Below are 18,119 nucleotides of genomic sequence, written 5' to 3' on the forward strand. Positions count from 1 at the left end.
TTACTGAATTAATTTCAGATTCGCTCAAAGGATACTCTTCTGTTTTCTTCCCTGCCTTCTTCTGTGTCATTTTGAGAAACAGGAAGGTGTTCGCCAGCACTTTTGTATTCTAGGCGGTCAGAAGAAACCCCAAGGGCGATCAATTTGTCATAAATGGCTTTGGCTCTTTCTTTTCCTAATTTTTCATTTTTGTAATCAAAGCCAATAGCACATGTATGACCAATTATCATTAGACGCAAACTAGGATCTTGTTCTAGTTCACTGATAATTTCATCATAAAGAGCGGCTTCTTTAGGTGCTCTGGTAGAAGAAATTGTAAAAGCGACTTCCCAGCCCTGTATGAGCATGTCGGAGGTCCTATATGGAGGAGGTGGAGTCGGTTTTGGGGTTCTTTTAATTTTAGGTTGAGCGGCGACTACCTCCTTTTTTTCTTCGGGTTGCTGCGAACAGCTACTGGTAATCCATGTTACAAGACATAAGACAATAGTTGTTAATGTTGAAGCTCTCATAGAAATTGATTTTAATTAAGCACTAAATGTTGAGTATCAAAATGACTTTTGTAATGTTACTTAATATTATCAATAAGAATTTAGAAATGGAAACTAATCATCTAGATCAAGACCAAGATTGGATTGGAGTTTTTTAAGTTTAGGGTACTTTTTCAGAAGGAATTGCATTTTTTCCAACGGGTTGTTAAACTTCATGGAGGCGACAGGTATTTCTGTTTTTTGCTCCACTTTAATCACAGTGCTTTGTAATTGTATGAAGTTATTTTGAAGCCCTTCCTTCAGATGCTTGAGTAACTCTGCTTGAATATCCTGAAGTTGTTGTTGCTGTACAGGGTTACTTAACTTTATAAGAATTGTTTCTTTCTCCTTTAGTTCCAGATCAGCATTGTCCAGCAAGAGGGTGATTAGCGTAGAGGCTCCTGCTTTCCGAGTCTTTTCTGTGAAGGATTTCCAATGTACAAACACTTGAGGGAGTGTGAAAGCTTTACGCTTTTCAGGGGTATTGGTTGTTTGGGGGTCGACAGGACTTATTACTTTGTTTGTCGTTACGATAGGTTGCTGTCGCTTTTCTTGAGCTTCTTGTACACTGTTGGAAATACTTCTGGTGCTTTTAAAATCAGAAGTATTAAAGGTCGGTTTTCTCCAGTCTCTTTGAGGAGGGGTATTTACAGCGGTTGTTGCCGGTTTTGTTTCCTTACTTTCTTTTACTGTGGGGGTAGTTGCTGTATTACGTTTTCTAGCTTTTTGATTAGGTAGCGCTACTGGAGTTTTTTTTTTAGCACATCAGATTGAGAAATGCTTAATGCACTACTGATGTGGACCATTTTGATCAGTGCCAACTCTACGTGTAGACGTTGATTCTTACTGCTTTTATAGTTAAGATCACATTGGTTGCCAATATTTAATAAAGACAAAATTTGTGTAGTGGGTAATGCCTTAGCTTGCTCAAGGTATCTATCTTGTGCTTCTTTAGCGACTTCTAGTAAAGCCACAGTTGCTTCATCTTTACATACCAATAGGTTTCGGAAGTGCTCACAAAGACCTATAATAAAGTTGTGTCCATCAAATCCCTTTTTTAGGATTTCATCAAAAAGAAGTAGGGCATCTTGAATAGACATCGTTTGGATTGCATCTACCACTTTAAAATAATAATCATGGTCCAATATATGGAGATTATCAATGGTATTGCGATAAGTGATATGGTTGTCTTCCGAGAAAGTGACAATCATATCGAAAAGTGATAAGGCATCTCGCATACCTCCGTCAGCTTTTTGTGCAATCAAGTGCAGAGCTTCCTCTTCTGCTTGCACATTTTCCTTATCGGCAATCTGCTCTAACTGTTGTACGATATCACCTACCTGTATACGGTTAAAGTCAAAAATCTGACAACGGGACAATATGGTAGGGATGATTTTGTGTTTTTCAGTAGTCGCTAGAATGAAAATGGCATAGGCAGGAGGTTCCTCCAATGTTTTTAGAAAGGCATTGAAGGCTGCAGTGGTCAGCATGTGCACCTCATCAATGATATAAATCTTTTTCTTTCCAGCCGGAGGAGCAAAACGCACTTGCTCAATTAATGTTCGAATATCATCCACAGAGTTGTTGGAGGCCGCATCCAACTCAATGACATTATAAGAAGCGTTTTTGTTAAAACTCGTACATGAGGGACAAGTATTGCAAGGGGTAGCGGACTCTGTGAGATTTTCACAGTTGATGGTTTTGGCCAAAATACGTGCCGTGGTCGTTTTTCCTACACCTCTAGGGCCACAAAACAAGAATGCTTGAGCCAAGTGGTTATTGAGGATCGCATTTCTCAAGGTATGGGTAATGTGCTCCTGCCCAACGACAGTATCAAAGGTGTTTGGTCTGTATTTTCTGGCGGAGACAACGAAATTATCCATAAGGCTGCTGACAATGCTTCTGTAATTTGATTAAATATTTGCAAACAAAAATAAGCAATAAGTAGACTTTTTCTGCAAGGATAGTACAGATTCTTTATAACCTTTCCTGAAGAATCTACCAATCAGAGAGTTAGTTTTTATGGAGAGATAATTATTGCCTGCAGGATGATTTTTAAAGAAATGCAATCGTTAAAGGGTGCTTATAGGTTATAAGTTTACTGAGTGAATTGTAAGAAGATGCTCATATCTTTTATTATCTTTGCTTGTTAGCAGTGTAGATAAGTTTATTTGTTGATTGAATAACAAGGAAACAACATAGACGAGTAACACCCAATTAACGTAGATCGTATAGTGGCATGGGTAATATAGCGCAATATCCAAGTATAGGGTAATGCCCATAGTATAGAGAATCGCCCATAGCACAGGGTATCGCCGATAGCACAGGGCATCGCCCTGTGAACTTAATAAATAGAATGAAAGGGGTTTATGACCAAAGAGTTAGAAATACTATATCGTGATGAACATTATATTGCGGTGAATAAACCCAGCGGTATGCTGGTGCATAGAACTGAACTGGCAGAGCAGCAGGGGGAGTTTGCGATGATGCGCTTGAGAGACCAGATTGGTCAGCATGTTTATACTTGTCATCGTTTGGATCGTCCTACTTCAGGGGTATTGATCTTTGCTTTGTCTAGTGAGGGAGGAAGTAAGTTACAAACTGAATTTGCCGAGCAACGTTTGGATAAACGTTACCTTTGTGTTGTAAGAGGACATACTTTGGAAGAGGGTGTGATTGATAAGGCAGTGAAAAGTAGATACTCCAAAGAGTATAAGACGGCTTTATCGACTTACAAAACATTGGAACAAGTAGAATTAGAAGAGCCTGTAGGGAGGTATAATACCGCTCGTTACTCTTTAGTGGAAGTGTTTCCAAAAACAGGGAGAACCCATCAGATTCGTTTGCATATGAAGGGATTGAACCATCCTTTGATTGGTGATACCCGTTATGGAGATCATCGACATAATAAAGTGATGTCTGAAAAGTATGGGTGTCATCGTCTGATGCTTCATGCGGCAGAGATGCGAATGAGACACCCTTACACTGGAGAAGAAGTACATATTGAGGCAGCTCTTCCAGAAAGCTTTTTGACACCTTTGTCAAAGATGGGCTTCAAGTATTGAAAATAATATGAACATAGGATAATAAAATAAAGCGATGCTGAATATAGGGGAGTATAATCAAATGGAAGTAGTAAGGAAAGTTGAAATAGGCTACTTTCTAAAAGAGTTAGATGGAGATACAGAGGTGTTAATGCCCAATAACTGCGTGAGAAGTGGAGAAATGCAGGCACAAGACATCATTCAGGTTTTTGTGTACAAGGACCATGAAAACCGATTGATTGCGACTGAGGAAGAGCCTTTTGGAAAGGTAGGAGATTATGTGACGTTGGAGGTGGCTGATGTAAACAAGGCAGGAGCATTTATGGATTGGGGATTGACCAAGCAACTATTGGTTCCTTTTTCTGAGCAACGTCAGCGAATGGAAGTAGGAGAGCATCATGTCGTAAGAATTGTCTTGGATGCACGTGCAGAGCGCCCTGTAGGAACAGCCAAACTTAATGCATTCCTAAATAGAGCAGATGATGTGCTACTGGAAGAGGGAGAGGAAGTAGAAGCATTGATTTATGCATCTTCTGAACTTGGGTATTCTTGTATTGTCAATCAAACATGGAGAGGGTTGCTTTATAAGAATGAAGCTTTTCAGCCATTAAAGATTGGAGAAAAATATCAGGTGTTTGTTAAAAAGGTCAGAGAAGATAACCTGATTGATTTATCTCTTAAGAAAGGAGGGTATGTTGCAGAGGAAATAGAAGGAGATGCTCAGATGTTACTGGGAGAGATTATCTCCAGGGGAGGGGTACTGCCGTTTTCTGATAAAGCTTCCCCTGAGCAAATTAAAGAGGAATTACAGATGAGTAAAAAACATTTTAAAAAAGTAGTGGGATATCTTTATAAGAAAGGTTTGATTGTATTATCCAAAGATTCGATTGCAATTAAGTAATAAGATTGAATGCAGGCTTGAATTTTCTTAACACCTTATTGATAGTCTACATTTTTTTAGATTATTTTAGTGATAATCAAATTTTGACTTTATACGGAGTCAATGCCTGTTTTTTATTTAATTCGGTTAGTCTTAATTTAACTCCTGTTCAGTTGGATAATTTAACCTTGAAAAAGTTTGATGTTAACAAGCATTATGACGAACTGAGACAGTTGGATGACGTTATTTTTTCGTACAAAGGGCAAATGAACGTAGATTTGCTAGATGAAATCCTAGAACATATGAGTGAAAAACTCGTAGATACTAAGGGGCAAGTCTACAGCCTTAAAAGAGTACATATCATCGCTGTCGAAATTCTTCAAAACTTGTTTCATCACTATGAAACCTACAATAGCCCTGATGGTCAAGAGAGTACTGATAATTTGGTAGTCTTTATCCTTGGAAAGGAGGAAGATGCCTTTTTTATACAATCTGGTAACTTTGTATCGCATGATAGAGCTACTTTTTTGCAAAGCAAAATAGAGGAAGTCAATGGATTAAGTCCTGAAGAACTTCGTAAGCTTTATCGTGAGATCTTGAGCAATGGAAATTTTTCTGCTCATGGAGGTGCTGGGTTGGGGATACTCGATATTGCCCGTAAATCAGCGCAACCAATTATTTATCAATTTAAAGAGTACCGTGAGGATCGTCTTTTCTTTGAACTTAAAGTTAGGATACCTGCAGTGGATTAACACTACTTGCAGCAGTTGGGAGAAGAGCTGTGTGTATTACGACCATGGTGTATTTTTTGAAATTCAATAACGCCTTCAGGGGGTTTTAAAGCATATGAAGAATTTTATTTTGCCAGAAAAAAATAGAACACCAAGAATAGAATTAGATAGGGTTAAGGGACTTATCAATATAGTAGGCCGTTCCATTCCTGAAAATGCCGTGGATTTCTATAAGCCAGTATTAGATTGGATAGAGCTTTACAAAGCAGAAAAGCCCCAAATCGAAACGACGGTGAATATGCAGCTTGATTATTTTAATACAGCTACATCGAAATGCTTTATTCAAATGTTTAGATCATTGGAGGAACTTCACCAGAAAGGGCACCAAATTGTGGTTAATTGGTATTATGAAGAAGAGGATGAGGATATTGAAGAGTCTGGAAGAGATTTTATAGAACTACTGAACCTGCCATTCAATCTAGTGGTGATGGAATCCAATTATTGAAAAAATTGCTTTGAAAATAATAAAGGGGCTGCGTCTTTACGCAGCCCCTTTATTATTTTATACGATCATTGAATTATGAATTTGCCCGTAATTCCTGCCCCCTCCCATAAGGACATATTGAAAAGTGTAGGTATATGCACTATACAGTAAAGTCAAGCGCTATCCATCTTTCATTTTATTATTTGATAAGCGTTAAACCCAATGAGATTCCAATGATATTTTTTAGCTGTTTTTGGTATAAAACCTTTACTTTAGGTTTATATTATTCAATGATATAAATTCTAAGAAGACTGCTTTAATATGTTTATTTTGTTAACAGTTCTTATATAACGATCTATGATTACCCATGTACTATACTTATCCCAAGAATAACTTCGGTTTAATGTTGATGAGAAGCAATTTGCCAGTGGTGAACTACACGACAGATGATATGGAAGGGTGTGAGGGATTACTGAAAGGCTATATCCCAGAAATAAGTGTATTGCACTCCTCTCCCTTCAAGGCAGAGAAAGCTGAATGTGTTTGTAGTGAAATGCTCGAAGAAATTCTATCTCATCAAGTTGATTTACTTGAAATAGATCATGTCGTATTATTTATTTATAGTAGTACGAAAGACTATACAGGAAAAGAAGAATACCCCATTTCCAATATGTTAATCGATATTTTCATGGATGTGTTTCCTCAAGCAGATTTACAAGCAGTAGGAGGAACAGATTTACAATTGAGAGAAGGAGAGTTTCGAATGGTTTGGGCTATGAATGCCTAGGTAAAAGATACTCTCTTATGAACAGTGAAATAGCTCCATTCTAAACGCATGAAAGAGAAAGGATGAAGGAATCACTTCTTTGTACAGAAGTTCAATTCCTTCATCCTTTCTCCTTTAACTTTACGGAGTTATAAGAAAGTGCTTTGTTTAATAATCCAATAGATCCAGGTGGTACTTTTGAATGATACGGCAAATAGATTGCCCATAGTTAGGGTCTGTGGCGTATCCTATCCCTCCTTTTTTTGTACTGCCCAGTAAAGAGGCCCAGGCTTCGTAATTTTTTCCTTTCGTGAATAGCGTATGGTAACGCTTATTGTTGCTGAGATGCTTGGAATGTGCTCGAAATGATGCCCAAGCAGAAGGGTAGTGAGCAAAAGTATCTTTAATCGTGCATTTATATAGTTTTTTTCCAGAAATCGTGATGACTTGACTGTCTTTAATTTTTAGGTAATTGGATTGATACTCTTTCTCATCAAAGTATTCTGTAGTTACAGAAGGGTTCTTTAACGCTCCTGTCTTGTCTTTAATACCAAAAAAGTTATTCCCTGTTACGTGTTGTCCATAGCCTGTTTCCAATGCTGCTTGCGCTAAAGTGATGGAGGCAGGGATGTGGTATTTTGCTTGTTCCATCAAAGCTGTCTCTACCTTTTTTAGTGGATGACTAGAGGTGAAAAATTTCTTTACGTGTGGAGGTAAAGCTTGCTCCTTAAGTACAATACGCAGGAAAAGATCGCTTATTTCTTTGTTTAACGTAAGTAACGCTTTGGAGGGAAGTTGTTCTACTCTACTGACTTTTTCTTTCACAAGAAATTGGGCAACCAGAAGTTGTCGCTTGATAAGGAAAACCTCTCGTGTGTTATTAATGGAGGGGGGAGTAGTGTGAATGGTATTCTTGATTTCGTGATGTTTTGAGTGAGAGGATACGTTTGGTGCAGAGTAGATCAAGTAAACTACTGAGCAAGTTAATAATGCAGCTAACACTTTGTGGCTAGAGAGCTGGACAATGATAGTTCTGTAGGATTGATAATAAATTCCTTGGAAGTAGTAATGGATGAGTTTGTTCTCTCTTGTAAATAATGACAATTGTGTGCTTTTCATGTCGCTCACCTGTTTTGGGATGAATAATATGTCTGTGCTAACAAATATAAATCAATGTTTAAATAATAAACAAATAAATGATTAAAATATTATCATTAATATTTTGAGAGCTCTACAATAATCATCTTAAGTATTAAAGCTTGTTTGTGATTGCGCTGTAATTGGAAAATAAGCCCTAAATACGATGCGATTGATAAAACTAATTGCCTATACAATCGATTTACTTTACATCCACGAAAGAAAAACGTAAAAAGTACTATTAATAAATGTTAACTAATGCGTGATTTTCAGTATACTAGCTTAATCGCTAAATAAAATATTGATAAATGTTTTGATTTTATTATGCATGCATACTATTTTTGAAAGAACGTCATGCATTGATGTATATGTTCTTTGGCGAGAGAAGCTATTAAAGAAAGAACCTTAATCTATATTCAACAGAATAAACACACGATCATTATGAAGATTCTTGTATGTATTAGTCACGTACCAGATACGACTACTAAAATCCAGTTCAAGGACAATAAACTAGACACTACCGGAGTACAGTTTATCATTGGCCCATACGATGATTATGCTTTGGCAAGAGCAGTTGAGATTGCTACAGAAACATCTGGATCAGTAACGGTATTGAATGTAGGAACTGCAGATACGGAGCCAACTATCAGAAAAGCATTAGCAATTGGGGCAGATGATGCCATCCGTGTTGATGCGGAGCCTACCGATGCAATGTTTGTTGCAAAACAAATTGTAGAAGTAGCGAAAAAAGAAAACTATGATATGATTTTGATGGGCCGTGAGTCTTCAGATTTCAATGGAGGATTGGTTCACGGTATGGTAGCTGAAATGCTAGGGATTCCATCTGTGGCACCTACGATGCGTTTGGATCTGGAGGGTAACACTGCAACTCTTGAAAGGGAAATTGAGGGTGGTAAAGAAGTTTTGAAACTTCAGACACCATTTGTAGCAGGTTGCCAGGAGCCTATTGCAGAATGGAAAATTCCTAACATGAGAGGTATTATGTCGGCAAGAAAGAAGCCACTTCAGGTCGTTCCTGCTGTCGAAGCTGAGAATGTAACGGCTTATGAGTCGTTTGAGTTACCAGCATCAAAAGGTGATTGTAAGATGGTGGAGCCTGATCAAATGGGTGAGTTGGTGCGCATGCTGAAGGAAGATGCTAAAGTGTTATAAGCAACCAGATCATTTGAGCCTATTGAAAGGTGAGAAATCACCTTGTTTAAAAAATTACTTCGAATCCAATAAACAAATCATATCATGTCAGTACTTGTATATGTAGAGACCGATAATGGTCTTATAAAGAAATCCTCATTTGAGGCGGTAACCTGTGGTAAAAAACTAGGAGAGGTTACAGTAGTAGCAGTAGGAAATGTAGCGGAAGGAGAATTGAGCCAACTAGGAAAGTATGGTGTATCTAAAGTACTTCATGTGGCGGATGAGCGTCTGGATCAAGGCGTAATTGGTGCTACAGCTACTGTCGTAGCAGAAGCTGCACAAGTAGTATCAGCAGGTACTGTGATTATGGCACGTTCATCTATGGTAGATGCTGTTGCTCCAAGAGTGGCTGTGAAAATGGATGCTGCGGTAGCATCTAATGTTGTAGCGATTCCAGATACATCTGCAGGTTTTAAAGTAAAAAGGGGCGTATTCACGGGTAAAGCGTTTGCTTTTGTGACATTACCAGGTAATAAAAGAGTAATTACACTGGCGAAAAATGCCGTAGCTCCAGAAGAAGTTGGAGGAGATGCTGCCGTTGAAGTATTGTCAGTAAACTTTGGTGAGAATGACTTTGCAGTAGAAAGACTATCTGCACATAAGCAGGAAGGAGATATCTTGTTGCCAGAAGCTGATTTAGTGGTTTCTGCAGGTCGCGGTCTAAAAGGACCAGAGAACTGGGGTATGATCGAAGAGTTGGCAGGAGTATTGGGAGCAGCTACCGCTTGTTCTAAGCCAGTTTCTGATATGGATTGGAGACCTCACCATGAGCACGTAGGACAAACAGGGATTAAGGTAAGCCCTAACCTGTATATTGCCGTGGGAATCTCAGGAGCAATTCAGCATTTGGCAGGAGTAAGTTCTTCAAGAGTGATTGTAGCCATCAATAAGGATCCTGAAGCGCCTTTCTTCAAGGCAGCAGACTACGGGGTAGTTGGTGATGCTTTTGAAGTAGTGCCTAAGCTAATTGAAGCACTTAAAAACTAAGGTGATGGATACTTGTTTCACGACAAGTATTCATTAGAGCTTGTCTAAATCAGTACTTTAAACAAGCTTTTATACTACTGATTACTTATCAAGCGCTAATTTTATAAACACGAGCCTATCGAAATGCTTATTTCGGTAGGCTCGCGCTTTTTATATGCATATCATGTAATCTTTAAGGAGTTTCTGTAATGTTTTTAGACATTTGAGTCGCTACCCTTTGTTATATATTTAGGAAGTTATAGTAAGATACTTATGCGGTGACTTCATTAATGTTTATTGCCGAAAAACTTTCGTACATTATTGAAAATAGTACCAGCTCACTATAACATTGCTATAGCCATGTCTGAAATTCATAAGAAATTAGAAAAATATATCGAAAAGATTTGTGAGATAAAACATAGCCAACAGGAGCAAATATCCAATAGTGATCTAAAGCAGATAGCCTATGAGATGGGAATTTCCCCTGAGGACTGGCAAAATATCCAGCATACTTTTAATGCGCACTTCACGAGAGGGGTGGGTTACTACAAATATAAAAACTGGGACGATTCTATTGATGAGTTGGAACAGGCACATTCACTAAATCCTTTTCACGAACAAGTATTGTTTACATTAGCATCTTCTTATGCTTGCCGTTATCATGAATACGAGCGAAATAGCGATAAGGAAATGTCTAAAAAATACGCAAAGGAGTGTCTGGATTTACATCCCTCGAATGAGCAAGCTCTTCAGTTGATTAGTGCGATGCGAAAGGATGATATCCAACGCAAAATTACAGAAAGAGAATCGTTGAGGACCTTGTTGGTAGCAGCATCCCTTGGTGCGATTGTCTTTATGGGGCTAGCTTACTTGACCTATTCTACCAGAGAGACAGGTAGGCAGAGAGTGGATGAAACAGTAACGAATGTTTATAATATTCCAGAAACCGTGATTCCGAGGGGAGCTGCCGTAGATAACATCCCTGTAGTGACCACTACTTCTATGGAGCAGGTGTTAGAGAAGCACGGCTTGAAGTTATGGTTTGAACCATTGGATAGAAGAGAAGGGGTTATTCGAGGACAGCTTTCTTCAACAGAGTTAAATGATCAGCTTGTTGAAGAATTGGTATTCAAGTTGAAGATAGGAGATGAAGAATATGAGTTTTTTGAAGTAGGGGAATACTCGCCCATGAGAGGAGGAGATAACAAGGAGATCTTTTGGAATATTGATGAGGATGCAATGCAAGGAGTAACAGAAGTAGAAGTATCTCTTAAGTCTATTTCGATTAAAAAAGACGTAAAAAGCTTTTTAAATAATAATTTTCTACATCCTTGATAGAAGGAAATAAATGAAAAATCACAAAACACCTTTCGTAAGAAGGTGTTTTTTTTATTTCTATATCATTAATAGGTGATTTTTCCTTCATTTTGGAGCGAATCAGCAAGCAATTAACAATACGTATGTCTGTAAATATTACTTAAGAAGATTCCAGCGGTAGAATAGGTACTTATTCTACTAAGATATTTATTATTTTTGGGTAAAGGGTTTTTTAAGGAATAACTCCTTTACTTATAGAAACCTTCTTACTTCAAAAGTATTTTATTTCAATCAGACAGCCCGTAAACAATGGTTGGTGAATAACCTCCATCTAGGAAGCTATAGTAGTTTGTATCTTATTGATACTATAGTGGATGAAAAACTTTAGCAATTAAACCATTAGTTATTTACTCAAAAACTTTACAAACTATTACCGCTATGAAAAATATCATTAAAGAGAAGCAAATTGATGTGAAACTCTTTTCAAAGGATGTTCCTAACATGAATAAGCAGGAGACAGCACACTTCGTCAAATTGCTGATAAAGGGACTCAAAGAAATAGAGAGTACATTCCAGCTTGCAATGAAAGACAACAATTCTCAATTGTTACGCTCATTAAAGCATAAGATGAAGACAATGTTTCATTTGCTGAATGAGCAAATGTTATTGGATGTTTTGGATGAGGCAATAGAGTTGATGGAAAGAAATCCTAATAATATTCGTACGCAATTGATAGACCTGCAGGAGGAAATAGAGTCTCGTTGTCGTATTCTTATTGCAGGGTTAGAAGATTATTAAAAAAGTCATCCTCGTCATAAAAAAGAAGCTGTCTCAAATCAGCTAAAATAAAAATGATTATAACGTAAAAGGAGAAAGGGTGAAGGAAAAGTACCTGTCAATAAGGTTCATATTCCTTCACCCTTTCTCCTTTATTCATTTGAAAGGACCTTACCTATTAATTATGAGGCAAACTCTAGTTAATGAGATATGATTATTTCCCCCAAACGTCAGGGGCTTCTCTCCAACTTTTTAGTGATGCTACAGCAGAGTCTTGAATGTAATCTTGCTCCAATGCTAGTTCCAACAGATAATTGTAATCTGACAGAGTAGTCAAGGTAACGTCTGCGGCTGTAAAGTTCTTTTCAGCAACCGGGAAATCATAGGTAAAGATAGCCATCATACCAAGGACCTCATAACCTGCTTCTTTTAATGCAGTAACTGCTTTAAGTGAACTGCCTCCTGTAGAAACCAAGTCCTCAATAACGACCACTTTACTTCCTTTTGGAGCTTCACCTTCAATCATATTGGTCATACCATGTCCTTTAGGCTTAGAACGAACATAAAGAAGAGGTAGGTTTAGGCTGTCAGCAACCAAGGCACCTTGAGGGATACCTGCAGTAGCTACTCCAGCAATCGCGTCAGCTTCTGGGTATAGCTCTTGTATTCTCATTGCTAACGCATTTTTGATATACGTACGTACCGATGGATGTGAAAGGGATAAACGGTTGTCACAATAAATCGGGGATTTCCATCCAGATGCCCATGTAAAAGGATCATTGGGCTGAATTTTAATGGCTTTGATCTCCAGTAAAAGAGATGCTACTTTTTTTGCTACTTTTTCCATGGGCGCAAAGCTAAATGAAAAGGAAAATAAATAAAAAGACTTCTTTCCAAAATAAATATCTTGAGGCTCTATTTTATTAAAACATGACAAATTTCGTGAATAGCCATCAACTTTTACATCGTTTTTGGGGGTATGAAGACTTTCGACAACCACAAGAAGAAATTATAAAGTCAGCCGTATCGGCTACCGATACCTTGGCTTTACTACCTACTGGAGGAGGAAAGTCGATTTGCTTTCAGGTAGCGGCCTTGATGCGTAGAGGGGTATGCCTGGTGGTGACTCCTTTAATTGCTTTGATGAAAGATCAAGTTTATCAGTTGCAAAAACGAGGTATTCCTGCTGCTGCTTTACATTCTCAGTTAACCCCTCAGGAGCAAGAGCAACTTTTTATTAAGGCACAGAAAGGCCATGTGAAGTTCTTATACTTATCCCCGGAGCGACTACTTATGTCGTCTTTTTTAGAGGCCGCCGCTAAAATGGAAATTGGGTTATTAGCGATAGATGAAGCACACTGTATTTCACAGTGGGGATATGATTTTAGGCCTTCCTATTTATCAATTACTAAGTTTAGAGAGCATTTTCCAGAAGTGCCTTGCATTGCACTGACAGCAACAGCGACCAAATCGGTAAAAGAAGATATTATTCTACGCCTCAATTTTCAGGAGGGTTATAAAGTATTTTCTAAATCTTTTTTGAGAGAAAACTTATCGTATGCCATTCGAAAAGTCGAAGATAAGGATGAAAGACTTATGCGAGTATTGGAGGGGGTAGAAGGAAGTGCTATTGTATATGTTCGCAGTAGGATAGGTGCTGAGCAGGTGGCATATACATTGGCGGCATATGGAGTGAAAGCGGACTTTTATCATGCTGGATTACCAGCTGATGTGCGCTCTTTAAGGCAAGACCAATGGATTAAGGGGGATTTGAGAGTGATGGTAGCGACCAATGCTTTTGGTATGGGGATCGATAAGCCAGATGTACGCTTAGTAGTGCATTATGATATTCCGACTACTTTGGAAGCCTATTACCAAGAAGCAGGAAGGGCCGGAAGGGATGGTAAAGAGGCTTATGCTGTGCTGTTAATGCAATCAGAGGAGGTGGAGAAACTGCAGGAGCGTTGGGTGTATTCTCATCCCTCTATACAGGTCCTTAAGAAGTTATATGCTGAATTAGTTTCTTTTTTTAAGTTAGCGACAGGGAAAGAAGAAATCTTGACACTTCCATTTTTGATGGAGGAATTTATTGAGAATAGCACTTACAATTCTCTGGAAGTTTTTTACGGATTGAGAAGGCTGGAGGAACAAGGGGTATTGGCGCTGGAAGAACCTTTAGGCGAGTTGTCAAAGATATGGGTAAAAGCTTCTGTTAAGGAACGATATCAGTATCGTGTATCCAATATACGCTTTGATCGACTACTGTTGTTATTAGAACGATATTGTGGTCCGGCGATCTATAGTGGATTACAAGATTTTTCAGAGTCTCTTATTGCGACGCACATGAATTGTTCTGTCAAAGACTTAGAAGGATTGTTAAATGAAATGCAGGAAGAGCAACTTTTAATTTATCGACCTAAAGAAACCAAAAGTAAGCTTCGGTTTTTTGGGGGCGTGTATACAGGTCATCAATTACCCTTAAAGGAAGAAATATGGGAGAATAGAAGGGAAGCAGCTTTGGAGCAATGGGAGGCAATGAAAAATTATTTGATGGACGGTAGTCAATGTCGCACTAATATATTGCAGGAATACTTTGATGAAAAGCCCGACAGAACCTGTGGTATCTGTGATAATTGTAGAAAAAGAAAAATTAAGGAAAACCGAAAGGAAAATGAACAACAATGGAGGTTCAAAATCTTGGGAGTCCTTGAAAATGGAACAGTAAGTATAGAGGTAGTGGAGCGTTTATTAGGAGAGAATAATAAAGAAGAATGGCTTCCCGTTCTTCGAAAAATGTTGGATGAAAACGTTCTTAAGCGCCTTCCTAATGGAGATATAACTCAATATAAAATATGATTTTTGTCATCTTGTGCTGTTTGCAACGGATTGCGAAAAAACGAATCCACTTTCACTAATGTTAGTACTTTTAAAGGTTTATAAATCCTCTTATTTTAGTCCTGCTTAAGGAAATTAAACAGACTTATTTTTCTGAAAAGAGCGATGCATAAGTATGAATATCACTTGCTGTACATCATCCACAAAAAGCTTTTTTCGTGAAGATAAGTAATCTCACCTAAAACCTTACTTGAGACAGGATATGAAAGTATTCTATAGAGGGTTGCTGAGTAATGAGATAAGTTTAGATAGAGAAAAATATTTAATTATAAACGTAATTGTACTAACCACATGAAAGTACGCTTTAAAGTTAATTACTTTACGCAATGGGGGCAACGATTATATATCGTTGGTTCTGTAGCGAAAATGGGAAAATCAGATGTGAATAAGGCGATTCCTATGGAGGCATTGCCAAATGGTAATTGGGAAGCGGAAGTCGACTTGAAAGGAAGTAGAGTCAAACAACTTGAGTATCGCTATGTGCTGAAAGATGAGTATAGTGGCAATGTGGTCGCTGAGGAGCACGGAGAAGATCGTACCCTGGATATCAATAAAGAGTTTGATCTGATCAAGGTGGAAGATAGCTGGAGAAGTACTGGAGAGTTGTCCAATGTGTTTACTTCATCGGCATTCTCAAGAGCTATTTTTGGTGGAAAGCGTACATCGACAAAACAAAAGAAGATTTCTCTATCCAAGACACAAAAGGAGATGGTCTATCGCTTTGAGGTGATGGTTCCCCGTATTGTAGAAGGGTATGAGGTGAGAGTGGTTGGTAATATTCCAGCATTGGGCAATTGGGATTTGGCCAAAGGAGTGAAAATGTCTTGCGAGGAAGGTTCTTTGACTTGGTATGCATCCCTTAAGTTGAAAGTGCAACATGCTCACCTGAAGTATAAGTTTGTGATCGTAAACTCTAAAACAGGTGAGGTAGCTAATTATGAGCAAGGAGAGGATCGTTACCTTTATGTAGAAGCTGCAGGAGAGGATCATGTGATGCAAGTTGTCTCTGGAGGTTATTTCCGTTATGAAGCGGCTCCTTGGAAAGGCGTAGGAGTAGCGCTACCGGTATTCTCCTTGAGAACCCATCAAGGTCTTGGAGTTGGAGAGTTTTTAGATATTAAACTGTTGGTAGATTGGGCTAAGCATACAGGAATGCGTTTGGTACAAATCTTACCAGTAAATGATACAATTGCTACGCATACTTGGGTGGACTCTTACCCATATGCAGCGATTTCAGTATATGCTTTGCATCCAATCTATATTAACTTGGAGCAAACAGGAAAGCTGAAGTCCAAGAAGCGCATGACAGAGTTATCGAAGAAGAAGAAAGAGCTAAATGCTCTGGAATCGGTAGACTACGATGCGGTAATGGATTTCAAAATGGCCTATCTACAGGAGCTTTGGGAAGAGAAGAAAGCATCTTTCTACAAGGATGCTAAGGCCAAGGAATTCCTCAAAGAGCATGAAGGTTGGTTGAAGCCATATGCAGTATTCTCTTATCAGAGAGAGCTTTATGGTACACCAGACTTTACACAGTGGAAGTCCATGAAAAAATATACAAAAACGGGAGTTGATAAATTGTTTTCTGATAAAGAGACAAAGGATAAGATAAACTTCTATGTTTTTGTACAGTATCACCTACACTTACAGCTATTGGAAGCGGCAGAATATGCCAGAGCCAATCAGGTAGTATTGAAAGGAGATATTCCAATTGGTATTTATAGACATAGTGCTGATGCGTGGTCTGAGCCTCGTTTATACAATATGGACGGTCAGGCAGGAGCCCCACCAGATGATTTTGCCGTAAACGGTCAGAACTGGGGATTCCCTACCTATAACTGGGAAGAGATGCGTAAAGATGGCTACCAGTGGTGGGTAAGCCGTATGACGCATTTGTCACAGTACTTTGATGCCTTCCGTATTGACCATATCCTTGGATTCTTCCGTATATGGGAAATTCCATTGGATTCTGTACAAGGTCTTCTTGGACAGTTCCGTCCAGCGATTCCATTGCATGTTGACGAATTTAGGAATAGAGGAATGCACTTCGATCGTGATCGTTTGTGTAAGCCATATATCCGTGAGCACTTCCTGGGAGAACTATTCGGGGAGAATACGGCAGAAGTGAAGGATACTTTCTTGAACGAATATGCACCAGGATGCTTCGAGTTCAAGGATAAATTTGACAGCCAACGCAAGATTCAGGATTACTTCGCTAAGAAGCAACCAAAATCTGAAGATGAGCAGGCGAAAAACGATGCCATTCGTGATGCACTTTATCACTTGCACAACGAGGTGATCTTGATCCCGGCATTGGGGTATGAAGATGGCATGCATTATGTACCTAGAGTTACGGCAGATAAGTCTAGAACTTTCCGTGAGTTAGGAGAGTTTGACAGACATATTATCTGGGAATTGTACATCGACTATTTCTTCCACAGACAAGAAGGATTGTGGGCAGAGCAAGCGATGGAGAAATTGCCAGCCATCACCAACGCAACGGATATGTTGATCTGTGGTGAGGACTTGGGTATGGTGCCAGCTTGTGTACCAGGCGTGATGGATGCTTTGAATATCTTATCGTTGGAGATTCAGCGTATGCCAAAAGACATCGAAAAAGAATTTGCACATCCAAATGATTACCCTTATATGTCAGTAGGTAGCCCGTCGACTCACGATATGTCTACCGTACGTGGCTGGTGGGAAGAGAATCAAGAGGAAACACAGCGATTCTATAACCATATGATGGGACACTGGGGTGGAGCACCATTCTTCTGTGATCCATGGGTTGCTGAGGAGATCTTCAATATGCACCTATATTCTCCAAGTATGTGGGCTATCTTCCCTCTACAGGATATTATGGCCATCGATGGAGAGCTTCGTCGTGAAAGTGCAGAGGATGAGCGTATCAATATTCCTGCGATCAAGCACCATTACTGGAAATACCGCTTCCATATTAACCTGGAAGATTTGATGAAAGAAAATGGATTCAACGATCGTTTGAGAGATATGATTACGAAAGCGGGTAGAAATACACCTTTCTAGTCTTCTACAAACCATAAATTCTATCTTATATAATCAAACACGCTGTTCTCAGCGTAATACAACGAAGAGTATGAAAGTGGTCTGGGCATTTTGTCTGGATCACTTTTTTTTGTATCCGATTATTTCAATGATTATAATATCATTTAAATACTTTTTTAATTAAAAACTACTCATGTTGTTATGATACTCTTATCGGGGTTCCCATCTACTACTATATTGATAGCAACTGGACTTGTCTTCGTATTGATGATGGTCAGTGTTATTTCTATCCTCATAGGCTTTTTTCTGGTATGGCGAGCCAAGAGCATGAATCTGAGTGATAAGTTGATATTTAC

General features: G+C 38.7%; 16 protein-coding genes. 11 read left to right on the forward strand and 5 right to left on the reverse strand.

Going from position 1 to position 18,119, the window contains the following annotated elements; translation table 11 throughout:
- Positions 1-14: 14 nt before the first annotated feature.
- The 3 genes from ABD985_RS02350 to ABD985_RS02360 all read right to left on the reverse strand — a co-directional run bounded on the left by ABD985_RS02350 (position 15) and on the right by ABD985_RS02360 (position 2,410).
- On the reverse strand, positions 15-509 hold the full coding sequence (locus tag ABD985_RS02350) for an OmpA family protein (protein WP_345368878.1): 495 nt from the start codon (positions 507-509) through the stop codon (positions 15-17).
- Between the two features lie 93 nt (positions 510-602).
- Positions 603-974, reverse strand: a complete 372-nt coding sequence (locus ABD985_RS02355) for a hypothetical protein (RefSeq protein WP_345368880.1) — start codon at positions 972-974, stop codon at positions 603-605.
- 293 nt (positions 975-1,267) lie between these two features.
- A complete protein-coding gene (locus tag ABD985_RS02360) occupies positions 1,268-2,410 on the reverse strand; it encodes a DNA polymerase III subunit gamma/tau (protein ID WP_345368882.1) in 1,143 nt (380 codons plus the stop codon).
- Positions 2,411-2,896: 486 nt separating this feature from the next.
- Between ABD985_RS02360 and ABD985_RS02365 the strand changes: the two genes are divergently transcribed.
- The 5 genes from ABD985_RS02365 to ABD985_RS02385 all read left to right on the forward strand — a co-directional run bounded on the left by ABD985_RS02365 (position 2,897) and on the right by ABD985_RS02385 (position 6,453).
- Complete coding sequence (locus ABD985_RS02365) at positions 2,897-3,592, forward strand: pseudouridine synthase (RefSeq protein WP_345368884.1); 696 nt, start codon at positions 2,897-2,899, stop codon at positions 3,590-3,592.
- Positions 3,593-3,626: 34 nt separating this feature from the next.
- Entirely contained in the window at positions 3,627-4,472 is an 846-nt protein-coding gene (locus tag ABD985_RS02370) for a CvfB family protein (RefSeq protein ID WP_345368885.1), read from the forward strand.
- A gap of 167 nt (positions 4,473-4,639) precedes the next feature.
- Positions 4,640-5,203 (forward strand): SiaB family protein kinase, encoded by a 564-nt coding sequence (locus ABD985_RS02375; protein WP_345368886.1) that lies wholly within the window; start codon positions 4,640-4,642, stop codon positions 5,201-5,203.
- Between the two features lie 94 nt (positions 5,204-5,297).
- Positions 5,298-5,687 (forward strand): DUF1987 domain-containing protein, encoded by a 390-nt coding sequence (locus ABD985_RS02380; protein WP_345368887.1) that lies wholly within the window; start codon positions 5,298-5,300, stop codon positions 5,685-5,687.
- A gap of 346 nt (positions 5,688-6,033) precedes the next feature.
- On the forward strand, positions 6,034-6,453 hold the full coding sequence (locus ABD985_RS02385) for a hypothetical protein (RefSeq protein WP_345368888.1): 420 nt from the start codon (positions 6,034-6,036) through the stop codon (positions 6,451-6,453).
- A gap of 147 nt (positions 6,454-6,600) precedes the next feature.
- On the opposite strand, the gene ABD985_RS02390 is transcribed toward ABD985_RS02385, so the two are convergent.
- A complete protein-coding gene (locus tag ABD985_RS02390) occupies positions 6,601-7,551 on the reverse strand; it encodes a glycoside hydrolase family 73 protein (RefSeq protein ID WP_345368890.1) in 951 nt (316 codons plus the stop codon).
- A gap of 459 nt (positions 7,552-8,010) precedes the next feature.
- On the opposite strand from ABD985_RS02390, the gene ABD985_RS02395 reads away from it, so the two are divergent.
- From ABD985_RS02395 to ABD985_RS02410, 4 genes are all read left to right on the forward strand, one after another.
- Positions 8,011-8,742, forward strand: a complete 732-nt coding sequence (locus ABD985_RS02395) for an electron transfer flavoprotein subunit beta/FixA family protein (RefSeq protein ID WP_345368892.1) — start codon at positions 8,011-8,013, stop codon at positions 8,740-8,742.
- A gap of 84 nt (positions 8,743-8,826) precedes the next feature.
- On the forward strand, positions 8,827-9,771 hold the full coding sequence (locus ABD985_RS02400; RefSeq protein WP_345368894.1) for an electron transfer flavoprotein subunit alpha/FixB family protein: 945 nt from the start codon (positions 8,827-8,829) through the stop codon (positions 9,769-9,771).
- Positions 9,772-10,110: 339 nt separating this feature from the next.
- A complete protein-coding gene (locus ABD985_RS02405) occupies positions 10,111-11,085 on the forward strand; it encodes a tetratricopeptide repeat protein (protein ID WP_345368895.1) in 975 nt (324 codons plus the stop codon).
- A gap of 420 nt (positions 11,086-11,505) precedes the next feature.
- A complete protein-coding gene (locus ABD985_RS02410) occupies positions 11,506-11,865 on the forward strand; it encodes a hypothetical protein (RefSeq protein ID WP_345368897.1) in 360 nt (119 codons plus the stop codon).
- A gap of 193 nt (positions 11,866-12,058) precedes the next feature.
- On the opposite strand, the gene pyrE is transcribed toward ABD985_RS02410, so the two are convergent.
- On the reverse strand, positions 12,059-12,691 hold the full coding sequence (gene pyrE, locus ABD985_RS02415; RefSeq protein WP_345368898.1) for an orotate phosphoribosyltransferase: 633 nt from the start codon (positions 12,689-12,691) through the stop codon (positions 12,059-12,061).
- An 83-nt stretch (positions 12,692-12,774) separates the two neighbouring features.
- On the opposite strand from pyrE, the gene ABD985_RS02420 reads away from it, so the two are divergent.
- Complete coding sequence (locus tag ABD985_RS02420) at positions 12,775-14,700, forward strand: RecQ family ATP-dependent DNA helicase (RefSeq protein WP_345368899.1); 1,926 nt, start codon at positions 12,775-12,777, stop codon at positions 14,698-14,700.
- Between the two features lie 330 nt (positions 14,701-15,030).
- Positions 15,031-17,784 carry a 4-alpha-glucanotransferase gene (locus ABD985_RS02425; protein ID WP_345368900.1) on the forward strand — a complete coding sequence of 918 codons (2,754 nt, stop codon included), beginning with the start codon at positions 15,031-15,033 and terminating at the stop codon, positions 17,782-17,784.
- Positions 17,785-18,119: the final 335 nt, after the last annotated feature.

Origin of the sequence: Algivirga pacifica, from assembly GCF_039543525.1 — a bacterium.
GTDB classification, from domain to species: domain Bacteria; phylum Bacteroidota; class Bacteroidia; order Cytophagales; family Flammeovirgaceae; genus Algivirga; species Algivirga pacifica.

What these genes read in the sequence shown, in the direction of transcription:
- ABD985_RS02350 (WP_345368878.1), bottom strand. Translation starts at nt 509, where the DNA reads ATGAGAGCTTCAACATTAACAACTATTGTCTTATGTCTTGTAACATGG.
- ABD985_RS02360 (WP_345368882.1), bottom strand. Translation starts at nt 2,410, where the DNA reads ATGGATAATTTCGTTGTCTCCGCCAGAAAATACAGACCAAACACCTTT.
- ABD985_RS02365 (WP_345368884.1), top strand. Translation starts at nt 2,897, where the DNA reads ATGACCAAAGAGTTAGAAATACTATATCGTGATGAACATTATATTGCG.
- ABD985_RS02370 (WP_345368885.1), top strand. Translation starts at nt 3,627, where the DNA reads ATGCTGAATATAGGGGAGTATAATCAAATGGAAGTAGTAAGGAAAGTT.
- ABD985_RS02380 (WP_345368887.1), top strand. Translation starts at nt 5,298, where the DNA reads ATGAAGAATTTTATTTTGCCAGAAAAAAATAGAACACCAAGAATAGAA.
- ABD985_RS02385 (WP_345368888.1), top strand. Translation starts at nt 6,034, where the DNA reads ATGTACTATACTTATCCCAAGAATAACTTCGGTTTAATGTTGATGAGA.
- ABD985_RS02390 (WP_345368890.1), bottom strand. Translation starts at nt 7,551, where the DNA reads ATGAAAAGCACACAATTGTCATTATTTACAAGAGAGAACAAACTCATC.
- ABD985_RS02395 (WP_345368892.1), top strand. Translation starts at nt 8,011, where the DNA reads ATGAAGATTCTTGTATGTATTAGTCACGTACCAGATACGACTACTAAA.
- ABD985_RS02400 (WP_345368894.1), top strand. Translation starts at nt 8,827, where the DNA reads ATGTCAGTACTTGTATATGTAGAGACCGATAATGGTCTTATAAAGAAA.
- ABD985_RS02405 (WP_345368895.1), top strand. Translation starts at nt 10,111, where the DNA reads ATGTCTGAAATTCATAAGAAATTAGAAAAATATATCGAAAAGATTTGT.
- ABD985_RS02410 (WP_345368897.1), top strand. Translation starts at nt 11,506, where the DNA reads ATGAAAAATATCATTAAAGAGAAGCAAATTGATGTGAAACTCTTTTCA.
- pyrE (WP_345368898.1), bottom strand. Translation starts at nt 12,691, where the DNA reads ATGGAAAAAGTAGCAAAAAAAGTAGCATCTCTTTTACTGGAGATCAAA.
- ABD985_RS02420 (WP_345368899.1), top strand. Translation starts at nt 12,775, where the DNA reads ATGACAAATTTCGTGAATAGCCATCAACTTTTACATCGTTTTTGGGGG.
- ABD985_RS02425 (WP_345368900.1), top strand. Translation starts at nt 15,031, where the DNA reads ATGAAAGTACGCTTTAAAGTTAATTACTTTACGCAATGGGGGCAACGA.